The 23074-nt window shown below is 69.1% G+C and carries 20 protein-coding genes; 9 read left to right on the top strand and 11 right to left on the bottom strand.

The window, feature by feature from the left end:
* Positions 1–4 precede the first annotated feature (4 nt).
* Positions 5–1513 (bottom strand): arabinosylfuranosidase ArfA, encoded by a 1509-nt coding sequence (arfA, locus tag QQZ11_RS10745; RefSeq protein ID WP_284550381.1) that lies wholly within the window; start codon positions 1511–1513, stop codon positions 5–7.
* A 96-nt stretch (positions 1514–1609) separates the two neighbouring features.
* On the bottom strand, positions 1610–1993 hold the full coding sequence (locus QQZ11_RS10740) for a VOC family protein (RefSeq protein ID WP_284550380.1): 384 nt from the start codon (positions 1991–1993) through the stop codon (positions 1610–1612).
* A gap of 105 nt (positions 1994–2098) precedes the next feature.
* On the opposite strand from QQZ11_RS10740, the gene QQZ11_RS10735 reads away from it, so the two are divergent.
* From QQZ11_RS10735 to QQZ11_RS10715, 5 genes are all read left to right on the top strand, one after another.
* A complete protein-coding gene (locus QQZ11_RS10735; protein ID WP_284550379.1) occupies positions 2099–2905 on the top strand; it encodes a dioxygenase family protein in 807 nt (268 codons plus the stop codon).
* Between the two features lie 47 nt (positions 2906–2952).
* The gene (locus QQZ11_RS10730; RefSeq protein WP_284550378.1) at positions 2953–3597 is read left to right on the top strand and encodes a LysR family transcriptional regulator; all 645 of its coding nucleotides are present in this window, start codon (positions 2953–2955) and stop codon (positions 3595–3597) included.
* Entirely contained in the window at positions 3594–4043 is a 450-nt protein-coding gene (locus QQZ11_RS10725) for a hypothetical protein (RefSeq protein WP_284550377.1), read from the top strand. The genes QQZ11_RS10730 and QQZ11_RS10725 overlap by 4 nt, the downstream gene beginning before the upstream one ends.
* Positions 4044–4218: 175 nt before the next feature.
* Positions 4219–4335: a YigZ family protein gene (locus QQZ11_RS13670; protein ID WP_446698864.1), complete on the top strand. Its 117-nt coding sequence runs from the start codon at positions 4219–4221 to the stop codon at positions 4333–4335.
* A 9-nt stretch (positions 4336–4344) separates the two neighbouring features.
* Complete coding sequence (locus QQZ11_RS10715) at positions 4345–5019, top strand: rhomboid family intramembrane serine protease (RefSeq protein ID WP_284550375.1); 675 nt, start codon at positions 4345–4347, stop codon at positions 5017–5019.
* On the opposite strand, the gene QQZ11_RS10710 is transcribed toward QQZ11_RS10715, so the two are convergent.
* The 4 genes from QQZ11_RS10710 to QQZ11_RS10695 form a co-directional block, all read right to left on the bottom strand.
* Positions 5001–8366 carry a phosphodiester glycosidase family protein gene (locus QQZ11_RS10710; RefSeq protein ID WP_284550374.1) on the bottom strand — a complete coding sequence of 1122 codons (3366 nt, stop codon included), beginning with the start codon at positions 8364–8366 and terminating at the stop codon, positions 5001–5003. The two genes, QQZ11_RS10715 and QQZ11_RS10710, sit on opposite strands and share 19 nt — an antisense overlap.
* A gap of 149 nt (positions 8367–8515) precedes the next feature.
* Positions 8516–9901, bottom strand: coding sequence for a sulfatase family protein (locus QQZ11_RS10705; RefSeq protein ID WP_284550373.1), 1386 nt, complete (start codon positions 9899–9901; stop codon positions 8516–8518).
* A 74-nt stretch (positions 9902–9975) separates the two neighbouring features.
* The gene (locus QQZ11_RS10700; protein ID WP_284550372.1) at positions 9976–10275 is read right to left on the bottom strand and encodes a DUF2277 domain-containing protein; all 300 of its coding nucleotides are present in this window, start codon (positions 10273–10275) and stop codon (positions 9976–9978) included.
* Positions 10276–10339: 64 nt separating this feature from the next.
* Positions 10340–10834 carry a DUF456 domain-containing protein gene (locus QQZ11_RS10695; RefSeq protein WP_284550371.1) on the bottom strand — a complete coding sequence of 165 codons (495 nt, stop codon included), beginning with the start codon at positions 10832–10834 and terminating at the stop codon, positions 10340–10342.
* A gap of 103 nt (positions 10835–10937) precedes the next feature.
* Between QQZ11_RS10695 and QQZ11_RS10690 the strand changes: the two genes are divergently transcribed.
* Entirely contained in the window at positions 10938–11324 is a 387-nt protein-coding gene (locus QQZ11_RS10690; RefSeq protein ID WP_284550370.1) for a DUF4870 domain-containing protein, read from the top strand.
* On the opposite strand, the gene QQZ11_RS10685 is transcribed toward QQZ11_RS10690, so the two are convergent.
* Positions 11317–11943: an L-threonylcarbamoyladenylate synthase gene (locus tag QQZ11_RS10685; RefSeq protein WP_284550369.1), complete on the bottom strand. Its 627-nt coding sequence runs from the start codon at positions 11941–11943 to the stop codon at positions 11317–11319. The genes QQZ11_RS10690 and QQZ11_RS10685 overlap by 8 nt on opposite strands.
* Before the next feature lie 19 nt (positions 11944–11962).
* Entirely contained in the window at positions 11963–12397 is a 435-nt protein-coding gene (locus QQZ11_RS10680) for a hypothetical protein (protein WP_284550368.1), read from the bottom strand.
* 137 nt (positions 12398–12534) lie between these two features.
* Here QQZ11_RS10680 and QQZ11_RS10675 point away from each other — a divergent pair, with 137 nt between their 5' ends.
* The 3 genes from QQZ11_RS10675 (at position 12535) to QQZ11_RS10665 (ending at position 18145) form a co-directional block, all read left to right on the top strand.
* Positions 12535–13161, top strand: a complete 627-nt coding sequence (locus tag QQZ11_RS10675) for a TetR/AcrR family transcriptional regulator (RefSeq protein WP_022910096.1) — start codon at positions 12535–12537, stop codon at positions 13159–13161.
* A 78-nt stretch (positions 13162–13239) separates the two neighbouring features.
* Positions 13240–14460 carry a pyrophosphate--fructose-6-phosphate 1-phosphotransferase gene (locus tag QQZ11_RS10670; protein ID WP_284550367.1) on the top strand — a complete coding sequence of 407 codons (1221 nt, stop codon included), beginning with the start codon at positions 13240–13242 and terminating at the stop codon, positions 14458–14460.
* A gap of 511 nt (positions 14461–14971) precedes the next feature.
* Complete coding sequence (locus QQZ11_RS10665) at positions 14972–18145, top strand: efflux RND transporter permease subunit (RefSeq protein WP_284550366.1); 3174 nt, start codon at positions 14972–14974, stop codon at positions 18143–18145.
* A gap of 5 nt (positions 18146–18150) precedes the next feature.
* Here the strand turns inward: QQZ11_RS10665 and QQZ11_RS10660 are convergent, their stop codons facing one another.
* The 3 genes from QQZ11_RS10660 to QQZ11_RS10650 all read right to left on the bottom strand — a co-directional run bounded on the left by QQZ11_RS10660 (position 18151) and on the right by QQZ11_RS10650 (position 22878).
* Positions 18151–19308, bottom strand: coding sequence for a YhjD/YihY/BrkB family envelope integrity protein (locus tag QQZ11_RS10660; RefSeq protein WP_284550365.1), 1158 nt, complete (start codon positions 19306–19308; stop codon positions 18151–18153).
* 73 nt (positions 19309–19381) lie between these two features.
* Complete coding sequence (gcvP, locus tag QQZ11_RS10655) at positions 19382–22228, bottom strand: aminomethyl-transferring glycine dehydrogenase (protein WP_284550364.1); 2847 nt, start codon at positions 22226–22228, stop codon at positions 19382–19384.
* A gap of 62 nt (positions 22229–22290) precedes the next feature.
* Entirely contained in the window at positions 22291–22878 is a 588-nt protein-coding gene (locus QQZ11_RS10650) for a MerR family transcriptional regulator (protein ID WP_026377927.1), read from the bottom strand.
* Positions 22879–23074 lie beyond the last annotated feature (196 nt).

Below are 23074 nucleotides of genomic sequence, written 5' to 3'. Positions count from 1 at the left end.
GTGGTCAGCTCGGGTTCGAGGTGAGCCGCAGGCAGTGCCACGACATGGGCGCCAACTGTGTGGTGAGCACCCCGTCCGCGAGGGACGAGGTGCCGGGGACGGGGACGACCCGATCGGGGTCATCGGCAGTGTTGTACCGATCGGGGTCATCGGCGGCCTCGACGGTGACGTGGTCGACCAGTGCTGTTCCGGCGAAGCTTGACAGGTCGAGGGTCCACTCGATCGATCGGTCGACCGAGCGGTTGCAGCAGAACACGGCCACGTCGCCGGTCTGCGGATCATGGGTGGCGGTGGCCCACACCTGTTCGACCTGCCCGAACCGGGGCGTGTCGATCAGGGGGCTGGTGCCCGCCAGGCGCAGCACGATGCCGCGGGCATGGCGCGAGGTCAGCGCGAACGGCTCGAAGATGGCCTGCTTCCACGCTCGTCCGCCCGCCTCGGTGAGGATGGGCGCGATGATGTTGACCAGTTGGGCCTGACAGGCGATGCCGACCCGGTCCGTGTGCCTCATCAGGGTGATCAGCAGCGACCCCACCACCACGGCGTCCATGGCGGAGTAGACGTCCTCGATGAGCGGTGGCTTCTCGGTGATCTCGACACTGTTCTCGCCCTGCCAGCGTTCCTGGAACCAGACGTTCCACTCGTCGAAGCTCACCGTCAACCGCTTGGACGACCCCCGCGCCGCCGCGACGGCGTCCGCAGTGGCGACCACGTCGTCGATGTGGCGACTCATGTCCTCCGAGCAGGCGAGGAAGCTGACCCGGTCACCGTCGATGGGTTCGTAGTAGGCGTGCGCGCTGATGTGGTCGACGTGGTCGAAGCATGCCTCGAGCACGACCCGTTCCCATTCGCCGAAGGTCGGCATGGCGTGGGACGACGACCCGCACGCGACCAGTTCGAGGGACTCGTCGTAGCGCTTGAACGCGTTCCCGACCTCCTGGGCCAGTCGTCCGTACTCCTGGGGAGTCTTGTGGCCGATCTGCCAGGGACCGTCCATCTCATTCCCCAGGCACCACAGCCGCACGCCCCAGGGCTGTTCCACCCCGTGCTCGACCCGCTTGTCGGCCAGGGTCGTCCCCGCTGGGGAGTTGACGTACTGCAGGTAGTCCATCGCCTCGGTGAGCCCACGGGTGCCGAGGTTGACCGCCAGCAGCGGTTCCATGCCGACCCTGCTGCACCAGGCCAGGAACTCGTTGGTGCCCACCTGGTTGGTCTCGATCGACCGCCAGGCGAAGTCGAGCCGACGAGGACGGTCCTCGACCGGGCCCACCCCGTCCTCCCACTGGTAGGCACTGACGAAGTTCCCGCCGGGGTAGCGAACCAGGGTCGCGCCCAGTTCACGCACCAGGGCTTCGACGTCACCGCGGAAGCCGTACTCGTCGGCCGTCGGGTGGTCGGGCTCGTGGATCCCGGTGTAGACGCACCGCCCCATGTGTTCGACGAAGGTGCCGAAGATGCGGCGATTGAGGGGGCCCACGGCGAACTCCGGGACGATCCGATGGTGTGATGACATGCGGCCTCCGATTTACAGCGTTGTAAACGTAGGAGCATTCTTGTCATGCCCCGGCGCTCGTGTCCAGCACCGTCCGGGACTTTTCCCGACCTGCGGTCAGTCGGGGATCGGCTCACGCGAGGCGAGGCCGACGAGATTGCCCTCACTGTCACGCACGAAGGCCATCCACTCGTCGACCCCGGCCTCCCCGAAGGTGCCATCGGTGTCGGTGAAGATCACGTGGGGTTCGGTCTCGATGACCACCCCCTCGGTGCGCAGCCGTTCGACTTCCCGACGCACTGACTCGACCCGCAGGTAGACCAGCCCTGAGGGCGCCCCGCGGTCGAGCAACAGTCTCGTCCCACCCAGCCACAGGAAGGAGAGTCCCGGTGGGTCGAACCGTGCGATGGGTGTCGCTCCCAGCGTGGACGACCAGAACTCGGTCGCGCGGACGAGGTCATCGGCACGGAGGGCGACCTGGTGCAGCAGGGGTGCGGGCATGGCGGCATTGTGCACGCTGACGATGCCCCGGCTCGCCCGATGGCGAAGATTGGCAACCCTGGGAACATTGACCCCCTGACGTGCGTTACTTCATGTGTGAAGCAAATGTCCTCCGTCGAACGCCAGCCCGTCCTCTATCTCTCCCATGGGGCTCCCCCGCTCGCCGATGACCAGACCTGGACCCGCCAGTTGGCCGACTGGTCCGGCGCGCTGCAGACAGCCGCCGGCAAGCCCAGCGCCATCCTGATGGTCTCGGCGCACTGGGAACAGGCGCCACTCACCGTCTCGAGCACGGTGCAGGGCACCCCTCTGGTGTACGACTTCTGGGGATTCCCCGAGCGCTATTACCAGGTGACCTACGACGCACCCGTCGCGCCGGGTCTGGCGACCGACATCTCGAAGCTGATCGGCGGGGAGACGCCCCTCTACACCGACCCGGAGCGCGGACTGGACCACGGCGCGTACGTGCCTCTGGTCGAGATGTTCCCCGAGGCCGACGTGCCGGTGCTGCAGTTGTCGATGCCCACCCTCGCCCCCGAGAAGCTGTACGACCTCGGACGACGGCTGGCACCGCTGCGTGAGCAGGGTGTGCTGATCGTTGGTTCGGGGTTCACGACGCACAACCTTCGTGGGTTCAATCCCAACGCCCCCGCCGATGCGCCGGCACCGACCTGGAGCACCGAGTTCGACGCCTGGGCCGCCGAACGCATGGACGCCCATGACGTCGACGCCCTGCTGAACTACGAGCAGCAGGCACCTGCCGCCACGATCGCGCACCCCCGCAGTGAGCACTGGGCCCCGCTCTACATCTCGCTGGGGGCCGCCATGGAGTCCAACCCCTCACCGAAGGTCACGTCGACGGTTGACGGCTTCTGGTTCGGGCTCAGCAAGCGGAGTTGGCAGCTCGACTGAGCCCCGTCCACCCTTCTGCCTGAAGCCTGAAGGCTTACACTGTGGCAATGAAGGCTGAGAGCTCAAGCGATTCCGCTGGTCGGCGGTGGTGGTTCGCCATCACCGCCGACCAGCGTCGTTCACAGCAGAACACCGACCGGGTGCCCGCCGCCCTGACGACGCTGTCGGGTCTGGACGGGTTGGCCCTCGGCTTCGAGCGCACGGCAGGCGACGAGCTGCAGGGACTGACGGACCAAGCGTCCGCGGTGGTCGCGGCCGTGTCAGCCCTGACCCGCCTCGGCGAGTTCCGCATCGGCGTCGGAGTGGGCACCGTGGAGGAGCCACTGCCCGGCTCCACCCGAGAGGCTCGGGGGGCCGCCTATGTCGCCGCCCGCCTGGCCGTCGACCAGCACAGCCAACCCGTGCGGATACGGGTCTCGGCTGAGGCATCGGAGGCCGAGACGTTGGCCCGCCATGCGGAGACTGCGCTGCTCGCCCTCGTGTCGTGCCTGGCCCGTCGCAGTCCCGAGGGGTGGCAGGTGGTCGACCTCGTCGAGCAGGGTCTCAGCGGTGCCGCCGCGGCGTCGCGTCTGGGTATCACGCCCTCTGCCGTCAGCCAGCGCCTGCGCGCGGCCGAGCACCAGCTCGTCAACCGCCTGGCAGACCTGTGCGAACATCTGTTGGGTCAGCTGCCGTCGGGAGGCACATCATGATCGACTGGGCCCACGTCGGCATCGTCGTGGGAATGGGCCTGCTCGTCACCCTGCTCGGCGGACGGGTCGTCACCGCCGTGTTCCGGATGGCCGACTCGATGTCTGATCGCCACACCTCACGGCCTCACCCGGACCCGGTCCGATCGGCACCCCCTCACCCCGAACCGGCCGACCAGCCGCCCCTGGGTGCCCAGGCTGCGGCCGTCACCCTGCGCGGCGGGGCCTGGATCGGCGTGCTCGAGCGCCTCGCCGTGTTCGCCTCCCTCCTGGCCCACTACCCCGAGGGCCTCGCCATCGCGTTGGCGGTCAAGGGGCTGGCTCGCTACCCCGAACTGAAGGCGCCGGAGACCGGTGTGGCGGAGCGGTTCATCATCGGCACCTTCGTCAGCGTGCTGTTGGCCTGCGGGGCCGCTGGGCTGACGCTGTGGCTGGTGACGTTGGTGTGAGCCAGGCCCATGCCGAACTGGCCGATCCGGCCCCGGAAGCGGTCGAACTCGTCGTCCGCAAGTCGGTCTTCCGTACCAGCCTGCTCAGGGTGCGCACCGAGGACGAGGCCCGCGCCGCCATCGCCGAGGTGCGCTCCCGCCACCCCAGGCCAGGCACCACTGCACGGCCTTCGTCATCGGCCCCCGACGAGAACTGCAGCGATCCAATGACGACGGGGAACCCTCCGGCACGGCCGGGGTGCCCATGCTGAACGCCTTGCTGGGAGCGGCCGGTCTTCGGGGGCTTGACTAGGCTCTGGGGGTGACCGAGACCCGTCCCCCCGCCCGCTGGCGTCGCGCCCCCGTGACCATGGGGCTGATCGTCGCCTGCGTCCTCGTCTGGCTGGTGCAGTTGGTCGTCCCCACCTCCACCGACGCGCTCCTGCTCTCCGCCGACACGGGCTGGAGCCAGCCCTGGCGTTTCGTGACCGCCATGTTCACCCATGACCCCGTGCTCCCCTTCGGGTTCATGCACATCGGGTTCAACCTGTTCGCCCTGTACACCCTCGGACGCAGCCTCGAACCCTTCCTGGGCAGTGGCAGGTTCCTGCTGCTCCACCTCTGGTCGGGGCTGGCCGGCGGCGTCGCGTTCGTCCTGCTGATGCCCAACCCCGGCGGCACCATGCCCTGGGGCGGGGCGTGGACGCTGGGCACCGTCGGGGCGTCCGGAGCCGTCTTCGGGCTGTTCGGAGCCATCTTCATCGCGCAGCGCGCCGTCGGCGGGTCGACCTCCCAGATCCTGGTGGTGCTGGGCATCAACCTGCTGATCACCTTCGGCATCTCGGGCATTGCCTGGCAGGCCCACCTCGGTGGTCTGGCAGCAGGGGTGGCACTCGCCTGGCACCTGCTGCACCGACCGCGGGCCCCCAGGCGGTGGCCCGCGGCGCTGACCCTGATGGCGCTCCTGGTCGTCGTCCGCTACACCGTGATGGTCTGAACCGCCCGCACACCGTTCACGGTGACCTCGAGTGTGGCGGTTCCCGGACGCAGGCCGCGCACGGTGCGGGTGGCCGGGTCGAACTCCACCACTGCCGCGGAGGTGTCCCGACCGCGCAGGGCCACCCCGTCACCCGACCAGGTGGCGCTGACGGGCCACGCGACCGGAACCTGCCGGCCACCGTCCTGGGTGAGCGTGGCCGACACGCTGGCACTCCCGCCCACGGACAGCCGCGCCGGAGCCTCCATCGCCAACTGGTCGACCCTGGCCCGCGTCTCGGCCTGCAGCCACCCGAGGCGGCCCGTTGACGAGGGATCGATGCCGAGCATCGTCCAGCCCGTGAACCCGCCCCGGTCGGGACTGCCCGAGGGAGACTTGCCGGAGTTGCCGTTCACGATCCTGGAGACGCCGTCGCGTGCATCGGCGTGGAAGCTGCCGATGTGGCCGTTGACCTGGGCGACCTGCTTGCCCGTCGAGCGGTGCCAGGCGGCGAGTTCCGCGGCCAACGCCGAGGCCTCGTACCGGTCGGTCAGCCTGGAGGCCTGATCCGGTTGGAAGTCGTCGACGGGATGGTGGTTGACCACCAGCACCCCGGTCACGGTCGGATCGGTCGAGGCGTGGGCCAGTTGCTGCTCGAGCATGCGCAACTGCTCCGTCGAGCCGCCGGGGTGCAGGGTCCCCGAGGACGAGTCCAGGGTCACGATCAGGGTGCCCTGCACCACGCGATGGGTGGAGGTCGGCCCGAACACGGACTCGAAGTTCGAGATCGGCGCCCCCATCACCTCATGGTTGCCGGGTACGTAGGTCCAGGGCACCTTGCCGGTGGCCTCCTCGTCGAGCACCGTCCTGGCCAGCTGCAGGTCGGCCATGCCGCCCTCGTCCACGAAGTCCCCCACCACCAACAGCAGGTCGGGCCGGGCCGCCACGATCTCGCGCAGGGTGCGTCGGGCCGCCTGCACGACGGGTCCGTCGGCACCATTGCGGGCCACGAACTGCGTGTCACTCATCACCGCGATCCTCAAGGGCCGCTGGTCCACGGTGCCCTGGGTGATGATCACCTGGTCGGCTGCGACCGGAATCGGCGCCAGGTCGACCGACACAGGAACCTCGGCGACCAGGTCGGCGATCTCGAGGTGGTCGGTGTAGGTGGCGGTCGAGCGGGTCTCCATGAACCGGATCGCGGTGACCGTCAGTGGGAAGGGGGTACCGGCAGGTACGGGGAAGGTGACCTTGCGCCACCCGGACCACGTGATCAGCGGAGCGTCGAGGTTGGTCGAGGTGCCGTCGCCTCGGGTCACCTGCAGGCGTGGCCATTCACCCTTGCCGGTGCCGTTGATCCACATCGTGACCGCCTGGGGTTGCCCCCCGACGGCGATGGGCGTGACCGGCACCGCGTACATGCCGCGGGTGGCCGTCGAGGTGGTGAAGTCGAGGTTCATCCCCAGTGCTGGTCCACCCTGTGGACCCGTCGCCGGCGACAGGCTGCCGGTGGCGCGGGCCAGACCCACCTTCCAGTCGGCAACGGACGAGAAGTCAGCCAGCGGTACTTCGTCCACACCGACCGTGACGGGAACGGTGACACTCCTGCCGAGCACGGTCAGCACCACCTTCGACGCCTTGGTCGACCCGGTGGCGCTGACGGCGAGCGTCTCGAGGTCCCGGGAGCGCACCATGATGCCCGGTCCCGCATCGACGGCAATGTCACGGGTCTCGACCGGCACCCGGTTGCCGTCGTAGTCCACGGCTGTCACCGTCAGGTCGACGCTGTCGGTGGTGTCGGAGAGGGCCACGACCCGCCGGGAGGGCTCGATCCGGGCAAGCGCGCCGTCGACGTGCAGGGTGAGGTCGTCGCGGGCGGGGGCACCCGTCCGGCTGAGCTTGGCGAAGTACTCCACCTGTGTCTCCCCGCTGGTCAGGGCACGGACGACGCCCGTGGCACCGGTCGGTTTGGTGTTCTCCACCGTCGCCACGGCGGTGTTCTTGGTGACCAGTTTGCCCTCGACCGGCGTCGCTGCGAGGTTGGCGTCGAGTCCGGTCACCGCCATCGTGCGGCTGAGCCCCGGCAGCAGCCGGGTTGCTTCAGGTCGCTCCAGGCCGGCAGCGGGCTGGAGAGCTGGTCTGACGGCGACACCCCCCACGGGTCCGCCGGCGGTCGAGGTGAAGACCAGGGCGTTGGCGTCGAGGCGTTGGTTGCCATCGGAGGGGCGGTTGACCAGCTGCAGGTCAGAGGTGCCGGCTGCTCGGGCGACCAGGGTCGTCGACCCCCCTCCGTCGAGGTTGAGGGCGTTCCAGACACCCAGATCGCGCATGAACGCCGACAGTTCGGCGATGGTCATGCCGTGGGAGTCCCCCGCCCGCCCGTCGATGGTCACGACCTTGAGCCGGGTACCGTCCTTGGACACGCCGATGGCGGTCCGACCCGCGGTCGCCTCGTCCACGGGGTTCACCACACCCTCGCGGATCATCCACTGGGAGCCACCCACGGCGACGTCCACGGGCGACGAGGTGCCCACGGACAGCTCGACGACCGAGCCGACCTGCACCACCGCGAGCCGGGAGGCTGCAGCACCGCGGGCCACCACCACCGACTCACCCGCCGCGATCGGGGACGACAACGCCAGGGAGGACCGCTCCGACGAGGACGCGGTGACCAGACCGCCGGCGACCCGGACCACGCGAAGGTTGGTCTCCCCGACCGGTACCAGACCCTCGAGGCTGTACCCACCCCACACCTGCGTGAACAACGTCGCCTGATCGGCCGCGACGCCCGGGGAGTTGACGGCGGTCAGCTTCTCGGTGAGGCCACCGCTGGCGATCGTCGCGGTCGACATCAGCGCCTGCACTGCCGCTCGACCGTTGGAGACCGTGAACGACGGACGGCCCGAACTCGAGATGGTGCGCACCCCGGCGCTCGACACGTTCGTGCCCACCGGGGCGTCCGTGGCGTTCATGTCGAAGTAGTCGCCGTTGACGGCCGCCACCGCTCGTGCCTGTCTGCCCAGGCTCTCGATGGTCGCGTTCGACCCCGACACGGTTCCCCCGTCGGCCACGTCCACACCGAGACTCGGGGTGGACAGGTCGGCATCCATCACGTGACCGGTCACCCAACCACCGGGCTGCAGCCGGCGGAAACTGGTCAGGTCGAGTCCGGGAGCGATGGCGGTGGTGCGGTCGACCACCAGGGTCGACCCACCGGAGTGCACCGCCTGCACGGTGGCCTGCGAACCGGGCAGGGACGGTGCTGCGTGGGCCGGGGTGGCGATCGGCAGGCTTGCGGACGCCAGCGCTGCAGCAAGGGCCAGCACGACGATGCGGGGGCTCTTCGGCTGTGGGGGGTGTGTCTTCACGGGGGAGTTCCTTCGGGAGGGGACGAGGTGAAGCCGACCATCACCCGAAGTCAGGCAGAAGGCATCCACATGACGTCAGGGTGACGATTCGCACCCAACTCCCGTGCGGATGGGCTCCCGTTCGGATGGGGCTCGGGTGCGGTGTCGTCTCAGGTGGAAGCGATCTCGGCCGCCCAGCACTCATGCCGAGCAAGCAGGTCGTCGAACACCTCGGGCCGTTCCCCTGACAGGTCGCGCTGTTCGCCGATGTCGGTCTCGAGGTCAGCCAGCAGGTAGCCCGATCCCAGCGGCGCGTGCTCGGTCGCCCGCAGTTGGTGGGCGGCGGGCGCATCGGGGTCGCACCACGACAGTTTCCATTGGCCACTGCGCACCGCCCACTGGAAACCTGCGTCCCAGTGCAGTTCGTCGTGACCGGTCCCGGCGCCGGTGAGCAGGGGGACGAGGTCTCGTCCGTCCGTCTCCTCGACCGAACCACCGGCGGCAGCGACCAGGGTGGGCACCAAGTCGAGGCTGGATGCCAGGCCGTCGCGGACCTCGCCGGCGGGCACACCGCCCGCGGGCCACCTGACGATGTAGGGCACACGGATGCCGCCCTCGAACAGGGTGTACTTGGTGCCCCTGAGCGGACCGTTGTCGCCGTAGTTGCAGGTGCTGCCGCCGTTGTCGGTGAGGTACACCACGATGGTGTCGTCGGCCAGTCCCCGCTGGTCGAGCCGGTCGAGCAGTCGCCCGATGGCGGCGTCCATCAACTCGAGTTGGGCAAGGTAGTACTCGCGGCCGTGTTCCAGGTTCGGGGCGATGGCGTCGTCGTACCACTCCTCGTAGGGCTGGTCCCCGGGATGCCAGTCCGCGGCGGCCGGCAAGCCACGCTTGCGCAGTTCGTCGGCCGGCAACTGCCAGCAGAAGTTGTGCACCGCATTGAAGGCGACCATGCAGAAGAAGGGGTCCTCGTCATCGGCGTGCTCATCGATGAAGCGGTCGGCCCGCTCGGCCCACAGGTCGGTGAGGAAGCCGGGGGGAGCCACCTGCTCGTCGCCCTCCCACAGGGTTCCCACGCCCATCGGCCCGGCCGCCTGCCCGTACGCGGCCACGTCGTCGGGGCCGCGATGGAGGTAGTTGAGCCGCCCGAGGTGGAACTTCGCCAAGGCGTAGAGGGACTCGTCGAAACCGTGGTGCGGCGGGCAGGGACGGGTGCCGGGGTCGTCGGTTGACCCGTAGTGCACCTTGCCGAAGTACCCGGTGCTGTAGCCGAGGTCGTGCAGCCGCTCGGCAAGGGTGGGACCCGAGGTGGGGAAGGACGAGGACTCGAACCAACGCGCCCCCCACCGTGCCTGGTGGCGCCCCGAGATCAACCCCGCGCGGGAGGGGCTGCAGATCGGTGCGGTGACATAGGCCTCGTCCAGCGTGGTGCCCTCGGCCGCCAGCCGGTCGAGGTGCGGAGTGGCGAAGGCTTTCCCACCGGCCGGCGATCGGCTGCCGCGGTCGGCCCAGCCGTGGTCGTCGGAGAGGATCAGCAAGATGTTGGGCCGGCTCATGGGTGGAGCCTGCCCCCGCGGCGACGCCCCTGTCAGCGGGCGTACGGAACCGCTCAGCGGTGAGGGTCGGGTGCTCAGGCGGTGGCGTAGCGTTCCGCTGAGCGGGCGCGGGCCTTCGCGGCCTCCACCTCACGGTCCTTGGCGGGCGCCGTGGTGGTGAGCTCGTCCATCAGGTGGTGGGTGATGTGGGCGATCTCGTCGACCGCCCGATCAAAGGCTTCCTGGTTGGCCTGGCTCGGCTTGCTGAAACCCGAGACCTTGCGGACGAACTGCAGCGCTGCAGCCCGGATCTCGTCATCGTCGGCGGGCGGCTCGAAGTTGTACAGCGGGCGGATGTTGCGGCACACGGTGGGCCCCTTTCGTCTGTCTGCCATGCTGCCCCGCCGAGGCCTCAGGCTCAACCCCGGGAACGCACCACCGGGCCGAAGGACCGCTGGCTCAGCGCAGGAAGCCCACCAGCAGGGAGGCGCCGAGCACACTGCAGGCCAGCGTGGCGCACCCCAACTCCACCAGGATCCCCAGTCCCACCGAACGGATCGCGGCCCAACTGCTCGTGAGGGCGAGTCGGAACTGCTTGACCCTGATCCACTCCAGGGCGAGCAGGGCCACGACGAAGCCCACCACCATGCCCACCACGGGCACGTAGAAGCTGGCCAGCACCCCCACCACCAGCGCGACCACGATCGTCCAGTTGGGTATGCCACGCCGCTTCAGTTCACCGCCGGTCAACACGGTGGACGCGACCGACCCCGCGACCAGCAGCAGTGCCCCGACCGCGAACCATGCCCAGGGCCAGGGTGCGTTGCCGAAGACCGCCCAGACCAGGAGGCCGATGCCGACGACCAGGGAACCGGGCAGCAGTTGGCTGATGATGCCGACGACCCCCAGCAGGCACAGCAGGACGGCGGCGAGGGCGGCGAGTTCTGCGGGCATGGGCCCAGCCTAGAGCCCCTCCCCCCGAACCCTCCCTGAGCCGCTCCCCCATCCGGCCACTGATGTTGCCTCCAGCGCCCGGGGACGCATCGACAATGGGTCCATGAGCAGCCACGATTCCTCCCCCCGCACCATCCGACCCGAGGTCCGCACCGCGGCCGCCCTCGCCCACCTGTCCGCGATCATCGCGATGGTGGTCTCGGCAGGCTGGCTCACCTTCCTGGGGCCATTGACGATGTGGGTGCTCTACCGGGACCGCAACTCCTACGTGCGCCGCGCTGCGGCAGGCTCCTTCAACTTCAACGTGTGGAACTGGGTGATCGGCATCGTCGGGTGGATCTGCGTGCTGTCGGTGGTGCTGATGCCGGTGGGCCTGGTGCTGTGGGCTGTTTCGGCGATGCTGACGCTGTGGTGCCACATCCATGCCGCGCTGAGGGCCTTCAGCGGGCGCAGCTACCGCTACCCCTTCGAGATGAAGCTGCTCAGCTGAGGTCGAAGGGCGCTGGGTTCCCCGCCCCGATGCGGAGTACCTCTGGCTCGGCCCCCGTGAGATCGACGACCGTGGTGGGCTCGTGGCCGCATTCGCCGCAGTCCAGGACCACGTCGAGCAGACTGCCCAACTCGTCCTGCACGGTCCATCCGTCGGTCATGGGCTCGGTCTCGCCGGGGAGGATGAGGGTGCTGGTGAGCAGGGGGGCGCCCAGCACCTCCAGCAGCGACAACGGCACCACATGTTCGGGCACCCGCACACCCACGGTCCTCTTCTTGGGGTGCTGCATCAGCTTCGGCACCTCACGGCTGGCCTTCACGATGAAGGTGTAGCGGCCCGGTGTGTTCCCCTTGAGGGTGCGGAACACCCACCTGTCCATGTCGACGTACTCCCCCAACTGGGCGAAGCTCGAGACCATCAGGGTGAAGTGGTGCTTGTCGTCGAGGTTGCGCAACCTCTTGATCCGCTCCAGTGGCTCCTTGGCGCCCATGGCTCCGCACAGGGCGTACCCCGAGTCGGTGGGGATCGCCACCAGCCCGCCATCACGGATCGCGTCGGCGGTCTGGTTCAGCAGCCTCGGCTGCGGGTTGACCGGGTGAACATCGAGATAACGCCCCATGGCGGCGATGCTAGTCGTATCAGCGTTGGCGCAACTGCGCCGCAGTCTCACCGTCGGATGACAACTCCGTGATGCCGACCAGGGTCAGGAAGGTCGTGGGGGTGCGGTGATGCACCTGCACGCGCAGCACCCCTGAGGCCAGCATGGTCACCGACCCTTCCCTTCCCTGCTCGCGCAGGCTGGCTCGGGCGGCGGCCACGGCCTGCGTGGCGCCCGGACGACCCTGGATGCCCGCCACGGCCCCCGCGTCCACGCCCACCCGGGCTGCACGGGCGGCGATGGCCTCCGACTCGCGTTGGTCGGCCGCCTTGGCACCCCCGTCGACCACCAGCCCCGCCATCAACAACACCGCGACCGCCACGACCGCCGAGAAGGCCGACAGGCTGACCCCCCGCTGGCGCAACCGTACGTGCGCCAGCGACGGGACTGGGTGCGGCAGCGGTGGGTGGGCCATGGCGCCACCTCACCACGGCACGGGTGCATCCTGCGGGTGGTCGTCCGGGTCTGTGGACAACCACTGTGCCAAGAGCCACAGTGAACACTCGCTCAGTTCGGTGCATCCGGAGGTCGGGCCTGCTATAGCCTCAGCCCATGTCCTCCATCGCTTCACCCGATGAGCCAACGGCGGCCCGTCGGGGTGGGCGCCCCAGTCGGCGCACCGAGATCGTCGTCGCGGCCATGGAGGCGTTCGCGGCGACCGGCTACCACAACACCTCGCTCAACGACATCGCCGACCAGCTCGACATGACGGCCGCCGGGATCCTGCACCACTTCAAGACCAAGGAGAACCTGCTGGTCGAGGTGCTCGGACAGCGGGACCTGGTCGCTCCCCCGCCCGCTGACCCCTCCGGGAAGGCCCTGCTGGAGACCCTGCTCGCCGTCACCGAACGCAACGAGCGCAAGCCCGGTCTGACCCAGCTCTACGCCGTGTTGTCGGCGGAGTCGCTCACCCACAACCATCCGGCCCAGGAATGGTTCCGTGACCGCTATCGCAGGGTGCGTGGCGACATCCGCGCGGCACTGATCGACGTGGTCGGTCCTGACGCCACCAAGGTGCCCGAGCTGGTCGAGGACGCCACCCGCGCCCTCATCGCTGTCATGGACGGGCTGCAACTGCAGTTCCTGCTCGAGCCCGACAGCCAACCGATGGTCAGCTCCCTGAGATTGACCATCGACAGCGTCGTCCGCGAGCTGACGCGGGCTGCAGCCGAGGCCTGAACCCCCACCCGGCGGGTGGGTGGCCGTGCCCTAGGCTGGCTCCGACATTCCACACGTCGGGTCCCGAAAGGTTCACACATGGTCAACAAGGTTGCTCTGCTCACCGCCGGGGGTTTCGCCCCCTGCCTGTCGTCAGCGATCGGCGGCCTGATCCAGCGCTACACCGAGGTCGCCCCCGAGGTCGAGATCATCGCCTACCGCCATGGCTACCAGGGGCTGTTGTCGGGTGACTACCTCACCGTGACCGATCAGGTGCGCCAGCATGCCGAGCTGCTCCACCTGTTCGGCGGCTCGCCGATCGGCAACTCGCGGGTCAAGCTGACCAACGCCCATGATCTCGTCAAGCGTGGTCTGGTGCAGCAGGGTGACGACCCCCTCAAGGTGGCCGCCGACCGGCTGGTGGCCGACGGTGTCGACGTGCTGCACACCATCGGCGGTGACGACACCAACACCACCGCCGCTGACCTGGCCGCCTACCTGGCCGAGCACGACTACGGACTGACCGTGGTGGGTCTGCCCAAGACCATCGACAACGACGTCATCCCCATCAAGCAGTCCCTCGGCGCCTGGACCGCCGCGGAACAAGGCGCGCTGTTCGCCCGCAACGTGGTGGCCGAGCACAACTCTGGCTCGCGCATGCTGATCGTCCACGAGGTCATGGGGCGCCACTGCGGCTGGCTCACGGCCGCCACGGCGACCAAGTACCGCGAGTGGCTCGACACCCAGACCTGGCTGCCCGAGATCGGCCTGTCCCGTGAGGCCTGGGACGTCCACGCCGTCTACGTGCCCGAGGCCGTCATCGACATCCACGCCGAGGCCGAGCGCCTCCACAAGGTGATGGACGAGGTCGGCAACGTCACCATCTTCCTGTCGGAGGGTGCGGGCCTCGACTCGATCGTCGCCGAGCTCGAGAAGTCGGGCAAGGAGGTGCCCCGCGACCCGTTCGGCCACGTCAAGCTCGACAAGGTGAACCCGGGCGCATGGTTCGGCGCCCAGTTCGCCAAGCTGCTCGGTGCCGAGAAGGTCATGATCCAGAAGTCGGGGTACTTCTCCCGCTCGGCCGCCGCCAACCAGGCCGACCTCGACCTGATCAAGCAGTGCACCGACCTGGCCGTCGACTCCGCACTGGCCGGCACCCCCGGTGTCATCGGTCAGGACGAGGAGAACGGCGACCAGCTGTCTGCGATAGCCTTCGACCGGATCAAGGGTGGCAAGCCCTTCGACATCACCCAGCCGTGGTTCACCGAGATGATCGAGGCCATCGGCCAGCCCGCCCCCGTGGCGGGCGCTGCGCACTGAGCCGGGTTCGTCCGGCCGTGGCCGTGGGTCGTCCAGCAACCGTCGGGTGTTGGACGACCCGGGGGGCCGTCGGCACTCTTTCCCCGGGTTCGCACCAGTTCCCGCCCGGTTCGGGCCAGTTGCCCCCGGTTCGGGCCAGTTGCCCCTTGTTCGCACCAGTTGCCCCTGGTTCGCACCAGTTGCCCCCGTCAAGAGCAGTTGCCCCCGCCCGGGGGCAGGGCAGGTGCGCGCATCAGGGGCAAGTAGGGCGAAGCGGGGGCAAGTAGGGCGAAGCGGGGGCAAGTAGGGCTAAGCGGGGGCAAGTAGGGCTAAGCGGGAGCAAGTAGGGCTAAGCGGGGGCAAGTAGGGCTAAGCGGGGGCAAGTAGGGCTAAGCGGGGGCAAGTAGGGCTAAGCGGGGGCAAGTAGGACGAGCCGACCCTCACGCAGGACCAGCCGAGCCCGCACGCAGGACGAGGTCAGGGCACGTCGGGCGAGGTGAGGCCACGTGAGGCGGGCGTCTACGCTTCACCCATGCACCGCCTCGCCATCGCCAGTCTCGGCAACCGGGCCCTCATCGCCCTGATCACCGTTTTCGTGATGGCCTACGGCATCATCGCGACCAGCGGGCTGAAGCAGGAACTGCTGCCCTCGATCCAGTTCCCGCAGGTCTACATCATCGCCAGCTACCCCGGCGCCAGCCCCACGGTGGTCGAGGACAAGGTGACCACCCCCATCGAGCAGGCCGTCCTGGGGCTGCAGGGGCTGGAGTCGTCCGAGTCGACCTCGAGCACCGGGCAGTCGGTGGTCATCGCCACCATGAAGTACGGCAGCTCCATGAACGCGGTGCAGCAGGACGTGCAGGCGGCCATCTCCAGGATCGCCGGGCTGCTCCCGGACGGTGTCGACACCCAGGTCATCACCGGGTCGTTCGACTCCATCCCGGTGCTGGTGCTGTCGGTCGCCGACTCCACCAACGCCCCAGACCTGGCCCAGCGACTCAATGACCTGGTCGTGCCCCGTCTCGAGCGCCTCGACGGGGTGCGTTCGGTCGAGGTGTCGGGAGCGCCGGCCCGACAGGTGCAGGTGACCCTCGACCCCGTGGCGCTGGGGCGCGCCGGGTTGTCGTCCGTCGACGTGGTCACCGCCCTGGGCACCAACGGGCAGCTCTCGTCCAGCGGTGAGATCACCGACGGCGACACCACCATGTCGGTCACCCTGGGGCAGCGCTACACCACTGTCGACCAGGTCAAGCAGGTGATGGTCACGCCGTCGTCGGCCCGGGCGGGGTCCTCGGCCCCGCCGACAGCCCAGCGTCTCGACAGTGTCGCCACCGTCGAACTCGCCCCTGCCGCCGCACGCTCGATCTCGCGCACCAATGGGGCGCCCTCGGTGACGGTCAACGTGTTCAAGGTGCCCGACGCCAACACCGTCGCGGTCGCCGACGCCATCAAGGCCCAACTGCCCGAACTCGGGGCCGAACTGGGCCACGACGCACGGTTCACCGCCGTCTTCGACCAGGCCCCCTTCATCAGTCAGTCCATCCACGACCTGCTGGTCGAGGGCGGACTGGGACTGACCATGGCGATCGTGGTGATCCTGGTCTTCCTGCTGTCGCTGCGCTCCACCCTGGTCACGGCCGTGTCGATCCCGGTGTCGGTACTGGCCACCCTGATCGGGCTGCAGATCGCGGGATACTCCCTCAACATCCTCACCCTCGGCGCGCTGACCATCGCGATCGGACGGGTGGTGGACGACTCGATCGTGGTGATCGAGAACATCAAGCGTCACCTCTCCTACGGAGAACCGAAGCTGACCGCGATCATCACCGCCGTTCGCGAGGTGGCGGTCGCCGTCACCTCGGCAACGATCACCACCGTCGCCGTGTTCCTGCCCATCGGGCTGGTGCAGGGCCAGACCGGTGAACTCTTCCGGCCCTTCGCCATGACGGTCGCGCTCGCCCTGGTGGCCTCCCTGGTGGTCTCGCTGACCATCGTGCCCGTGCTGGCCCACTGGTTCCTCGCCACCCCCGGCGCCGGGGACGCCGAGACCGCCCGCCTCGCGCGGGAACGGGCAGAGGCCCGCGAGCACTCCGGCCTGCTGCAGCGGATCTACCTGCCCGTCCTGCGCTGGTCGCTGCGCCACCCCGTGGTGGTGTTGGTGGTCGCCGCCCTGCTGCTCGGAGCCACCGGGGCCGCAGCCACCCGCATGAAGACCAACTTCCTCGACGACGCCGGCCAGAACACGATGTCGGTCAACCAGCAGTTCCCGCCCGCACTCAGCCTGGCCGAGAAGGATCGGCGGGCCGCCCAGCTCGAGTCCCGGCTGCGCGACATCCCCGGACTTCAGGCGGTGCAGTTGACGGTCGGGTCGGAGGGGTTCAACTTCGGTCTGGGTGGCAGCCAGGACTCGGCCACCTTCAACCTCACGCTCGACCCCGACACCGACAAACCGACCGTCGAGGCACGCATCCGGCAGGTGGCCAAGGACCTCGCCGACACCGGCGACATCACCGTCGCGGCAACCGCCATGGCGGGCTCCTCACAGGTCACGGTGATCGTCCGCGGGCCCGATTCCGAGCGGCTCAACCGGGCAACGGCCGACATCCAGGACGCCATGAAGAAGGTGTCGGGGGTCAGCGACGTCTCCTCCTCCCTCACCGACGGACGACCCCAGATCCAGGTCGTCCCCACACCGCAGGCAGCCCGGCTGGGCGTCTCGACCGCCCTGCTGCAGCAAGTGGTGTCGCAATCACTGAGCACGCGCACCGTGGGACGGGTGGAGCAGTCCGGGGGCGCCAGCCTCGACGTCGTGGTGATGCCGACCGGCACACCCGCCAACGTGGCCGAGCTGAACAACCTGCCGGTGCCGACCGCGACCGGGATGGTGCCCCTGTCACAGGTGGCGAGCATCACCCGCACGACGGTGCCCACCAGCATCGCGCACCACGACGGTCAGCGCAGCGCCACCGTTTCGCTGACCCCGACCGGCAACGACCTGGGGGCACTGACCAGCCGGGTCAACACCGCCCTGGCCGCGGTGCAGTTGCCGCCCGGGGTGACGGCCGACGTGGGTGGCGCCTCCGCCGACCAGGCCGATGCCTTCAGACAACTGGGGCTGGCCCTGCTGGTGGCGATCGCCATCGTCTACGTGGTGATGGTGGCCACCTTCAAGTCGTTGGTGCAGCCACTCATCCTGGCTGTCTCGATTCCCTTCGCCGCCACCGGAGCCCTGGCCGGACTGTTGATCACCGACACCCCGCTCGGGGTGCCCGCGCTGATCGGGGTGTTGATGCTGGTCGGCATCGTCGTCACCAACGCCATCGTGCTGATCGACCTGGTCAACCACTACCGCGGCGCCGGTGACAGCGTCGACCAGGCCCTGCTCGACGGTGCCCGGCGCCGGTTGCGTCCGATTCTGATGACGGCGGTCGCCACGGTGTTCGCGCTGGTTCCGATGGCACTGGGACTGAGCGGGGGTGGGGTGTTCATCTCCAAGCCGCTGGCGATCGTGGTGATCGGGGGGCTGACCTCGTCGACCCTGCTGACCCTGGTGCTCGTCCCCGTGCTCTACCACCTCGTCGAGGGAGGGCGGGAGCGCCGACGGGCCAGGCGCCGACCCGCGCCGGACACCGCCCCGGGGGATGCCCCCGATGCAGCCGTGGACGAGAGCGGGACCCCCGTCCCGCCCCGCCGGGCAGCCGACTGAGGCGCTCAGCCGCGGTCGCGGTTGAGCCAGCCCACGAGCATGCCCAGCCCGGCCCCGGCCCCCACTCCCAGGGCGAACCCACGCCGTAGCGGGCGCTCCGGATCGAGCGGCGGGGGTGCCGTCGGGGGGCGCTGGAGGGCGCTGAGCGTGGGATTCGCCTCCCGCGAGGCGTCGGCGATGAGCTGGGCCGGGAACGGTTCCCCACCACGCCGGTCACGGTCAGCCAGCTCCCAGTGGCCGGGGGCCACGTCGGCCCGTGGGTCCTCCCGCAGTGGCTCGTCGGCCGCGCTGTGGTGGAACGCGACGGCCGGCTGGGTGGAGGTCGCGATCCAGGCGCCCACCAGGAGCACCAGCCTGCCGAACAGGTTGAAGAACAACATCAGGATGATCACGGGCCCGAAGAGGGCAGCTGCCTTGTTCCTCGAGAAGACCCCGATCAGCAGGCCAGCCGTCAACTGCAGGGCCGTGAACGCCACCGCGGCCATCAAGGCGCCGCGGGCCCGGGCCGACCAAGGGGCCGGTTCACGGGGGAGCAGCCAGTAGACGAGGGTGAACAGCAGCCACGCGCTGGCCACGGTCAGCACCAGCGCCAGCACCCGCATCAGCATCCGACCCACCCAGGACTGGTCGAGACCGATCCACCCCGCGACGGTGGACGACAACGTGGTGCCGGCCTGGCTGAGGCCGAAGGTGAGCCCGACCCCGAGCAGCAGCGCCAGCAGCATGCCGGTGTTGCGCAGGGTCTTCACCAGGATGTTGGCCTTGTCGTCGTCGTTCTCGAACTCGGGACGCCACTGCGCCCGGATGGCCGTGCGCAGGTTGCCCACCCAGCCCGAGCCGGCATACATCAGCGACAACAGACCGACCACGCCGACCGAGCGCCAGCTGCGCAGGTACTCGTCGATGAGCGAGATCACCTTCGGGTCGGAAACCTGCTGCCCCACCGCACGCTTGACGGCGCCGAGCCAGTCAGGTCTCAACACGGTCAGGGTCATGCCCAGCATCGAGAAGGCGAACATCATCACCGGCACCGCGGCCAACACCGAGAAATAGGTGATGGCGCCGGCGAACTGGTCACCGAGCCGGTTCGCGTAGCGTTCGCGGGCCCTCATCAGGTGCGCCACCACCCGGTTGGCCATCAGGCGCTCCAGACGCTTCTTCATGCACCCTCCTGGGTCAGTCGTCCTTCCATACTGTCAGGCCCCGTTGGCGCCATCAGGCAAAGAGCACCTCTGGTCAGTCCTCGTAGGCCTCCGGCGGGGGGCAGGAACAGACCAGGTTGCGGTCACCGTAGACGTTGTCGATGCGCGCCACCGGCGGCCAGTACTTGTCGTGGCCGTGCCCGGCGATCGGCCCCCGGTGCTGACCCGAGGGATAAGCCGCCTGACGCCGTGAGTAGGGGTGGGACCATTCGTCGGCGGTCACCACGGCCAGCGTGTGCGGGGCGTTGCGCAGCGGATTGTCGTCGGCCGGCCACTCGCCGGCGCGCACCTGGTCGATCTCGGCGCGGATGGCGATCATCGCATCACAGAACCGGTCGAGTTCGGCGAGGTCCTCGGACTCGGTCGGCTCGACCATCAGGGTGCCCGCCACCGGGAAACTCATGGTGGGCGCGTGGAACCCGTGGTCGACGAGTCGCTTGGCGACGTCGTCGACCGTGACGCCGGAGGCCTTGGTGAGTGGCCGCAGGTCGAGGATGCACTCGTGGGCCACCAGACCGCCGGACCCGGCGTAGAGCACCGGATAGTGCTCCCTGAGCCGAGCGGCAACGTAGTTCGCGTTGAGCAGCGCGATCTGGGTGGCCTCACGCAGGCCGTGCGGACCCATCATCGCGATGTAGCCGTGGCTGATGGGCAGCACACCGGCCGAGCCCCATGGTGCGCCGGAGATGGCGCCCGAACTGGTGGCGGGGCCAGCAGCCTCGACGACCGGGTGGTTGGGCAGGAACGGTGCGAGGTGCTCCCGCACCGCCACCGGACCCACACCCGGGCCACCCCCGCCGTGGGGGATGGCGAAGGTCTTGTGCAGGTTCAGGTGGCTCACGTCGGCACCGAAGGCACCGGGACGGGCCAGACCCACCAGCGCGTTCATGTTGGCGCCGTCGACGTAGACCTGGCCGCCGGCGCTGTGCACCGCCTCACACAACTCCGTGATGGTGTCCTCGAACACCCCGTGCGTCGAGGGGTAGGTCACCATGATGGCGGCCAACTCGTGGGCGTGCTTGTCGATCTTCGCGCGCAGGTCGTCGAGGTCGACCGAACCGTCGTCGGTGGCCTTGACCACCACCACTCGCATGCCAGCCATGGCGGCCGATGCGGCATTGGTGCCGTGGGCCGAACTGGGGATGAGGCAGACCGTGCGCTGGTTGTCCCCACGACTGCGGTGGTAACCCCGGATGGCGACCAGTCCGGCGAACTCGCCCTGTGAGCCGGCATTGGGCTGCAAGGAGACCCGGTCATACCCGGTGATCTGGACCAACCACTGTTCGAGTTCGGCGATCAGGATGGCGTAACCGGTCGCGTCCTCCGCCGGGACGTACGGGTGCAGGTCGCCGAACCCGGGGTAGCTGATCGGCTCGAGTTCTGCTGCCGCGTTGAGTTTCATGGTGCACGAACCCAGTGGGATCATGCCGCGGTCGAGGGCGAAGTCCCGGTCGGCGAGGGTGCGCAGGTAACGCATCATGCGGGTCTCGGAGTGGTGGGAGGTGAAGACCTCGTGGGTGCAGAAGGGGCTGGTGCGGCGGTGGCCGGCCAGGCCCCCGGTGACCTGGTCGCCCAGGCGGGCACCGAAGGCCTCGGCGACGGCCACCAGGTCGGCCTCGGTCGCGTCCTCACCGACACTGATGCCCACATGGGTGTCATCGGCGTGACGCAGGTGCACCTGCGCGGCCCGGGCGGCGGCCACCACGCTGGCGGCGTCCGGCACCTCGACCGTCAGGGTGTCGAAGAACTGGTCGCTGGCCAACCGGTGCCCGGCGGCCACGAGCGCGCCGGCCAGCCTGCGGGTGTTCTGGTGGATGGTGCGGGCGATCCTCGTGAGTCCGTCGGGGCCGTGATGGACGGCGTACATCGAGGCACACACCGCCAGCAGCACCTGGGCGGTGCAGATGTTCGACGTCGCCTTCTCCCGGCGGATGTGTTGTTCCCTGGTCTGCAGCGCCAGACGGTAGGCCTGCACCCCGGCCGCGTCGACCGAGACACCCACCAGCCTGCCCGGAAGACTCCGCTCCAGCCCGGCCGCGACCGAGATGTAGCCGGCGTGAGGCCCCCCGTAGAACAGAGGCACACCGAACCGCTGGGACGAGCCCACCGCGATGTCGGCACCCCACTCCCCCGGCGGCACGACCAGGGTCAGCGCCAGCAGGTCGGCCGCAGCCACCACCAGGGCGCCGTTGTCATGGGCCAGGTCGGCGATGGCGCGCAACTGCTCCGGCGGGCGCAGGGAGCCGTCGAGTCCCGGCACCTGCACGAGCACGCCGAAGACCTCGTGGGTGCGCAACGACTCGAGCAGGTCGTCGCCGGCCACCACCACCTCGATGTCGAGGGGCGTGGCGCGCGTCCGCAGCACCGCAAGGGTCTGCGGCAGCACCTGGGAGTCGACCAGGAAGACCGCACCCTTCTTCACCTGTCGCCGGCACAGGGCCATCGCCTCGGCGGCGGCGGTGGCCTCGTCCAACAGGCTCGAACCGGCCGTCGGCAATGCCGTCAGGTCGGCGACCATCGTCTGGAAGTTCAGCAGGGCCTCGAGTCGTCCCTGACTGATCTCGGGCTGGTAGGGGGTGTAGGCCGTGTACCACGCGGGGTTCTCGAGCACGTTGCGTCGGACCACCGCCGGGGTCACGGTGCCGTACCACCCCATGCCGATCATCGAGCGGCCGGGGTTGTTCAGCGCCGCCAGTTCTCGCATCCGGGCAAGGTGGGCCGCTTCGTCGAGCGCCTCGGGCAGGTCGAGGGGACCATTCATCGCGATCGCCGCGGGCATCGCCTGGTCGACCAGATCGTCGAGGGATGCGACCCCGACCACGTCGAGCATGTGCTCCAGATCAGTCTCGCGGGGGCCGATGTGACGAACGGCGAAGCTCAAGGCAGGCTCACTTTCAGCGGGGATGCCGCCACATTATCCCGAGCCCGCGGGAGCCGTCTCCTTCAGCCGACGCGGCGCTGGCGGCGGCGTCGAGCCAGTTCGTCGTCGGCACTGTGGGCCGCGTCGGACGAGCGTTCGCCCGGCAACTGCAGCAGTGCTCCCTCGAGGTCACGCCACACTCCGCCCAGCGCGATCGCGAACATGCCCTGGCCGCCGGCCAGCAGGTCGATGATCTCGTTGTCGGAGGTGCACTCGTAGACCGAGACACCATCGCTCATCAACGTGACCTGCGACAGGTCGTTGACCCCACGCACGCGCAGGTGGTCGACGGCGATCCGGATCTGCTGCAACGAGATGCCCGCGTCGATGAGGCGCTTGATGACCTTGAGCAGCAGGATGTCGCGGAACGAGTAGAGGCGCTGGGTACCGGAGCCCTCGGCCCCGCGGATCTCGGGCACGACCAACCCGGTGCGGGCCCAGTAGTCCAGTTGCCGGTAGGTGATGCCGGCAGCGGCGGAAGCCAGCGGGCCCCGGAAACCCAGGTCTTCGGGGAGCGGTGAGAACTCGCCCTCGAACAGCGCGTCCTGTCCCAGGTCGAGGTCGGACCGGGACAGCTCAGCGTGGGTGAGACCCTCTGCCTGCTCGTTCACGTCCGCTCCGTTCACTCGGTGGCCCCATTGTCACACGGATGACCGTGGCCCCACTGTTCTGCCAGCCGATTGGCTCGCTGGTGGGCACCAACCTACGGCCGCCGAATCACACCGACGTGACTGACACGCCGGGCGCGGCCCCCGGCCCGACGGGAATCTGGACAACTACGCCCCCACTAGGGGTGACGCACCTGGC

This window comes from Aestuariimicrobium sp. T2.26MG-19.2B (assembly GCF_950101875.1).
Lineage (GTDB): Bacteria > Actinomycetota > Actinomycetes > Propionibacteriales > Propionibacteriaceae > Aestuariimicrobium > Aestuariimicrobium kwangyangense.
Note: the sequence above shows the minus strand (reverse complement) of the source record. Positions and strands in the feature narration are given on the sequence as shown.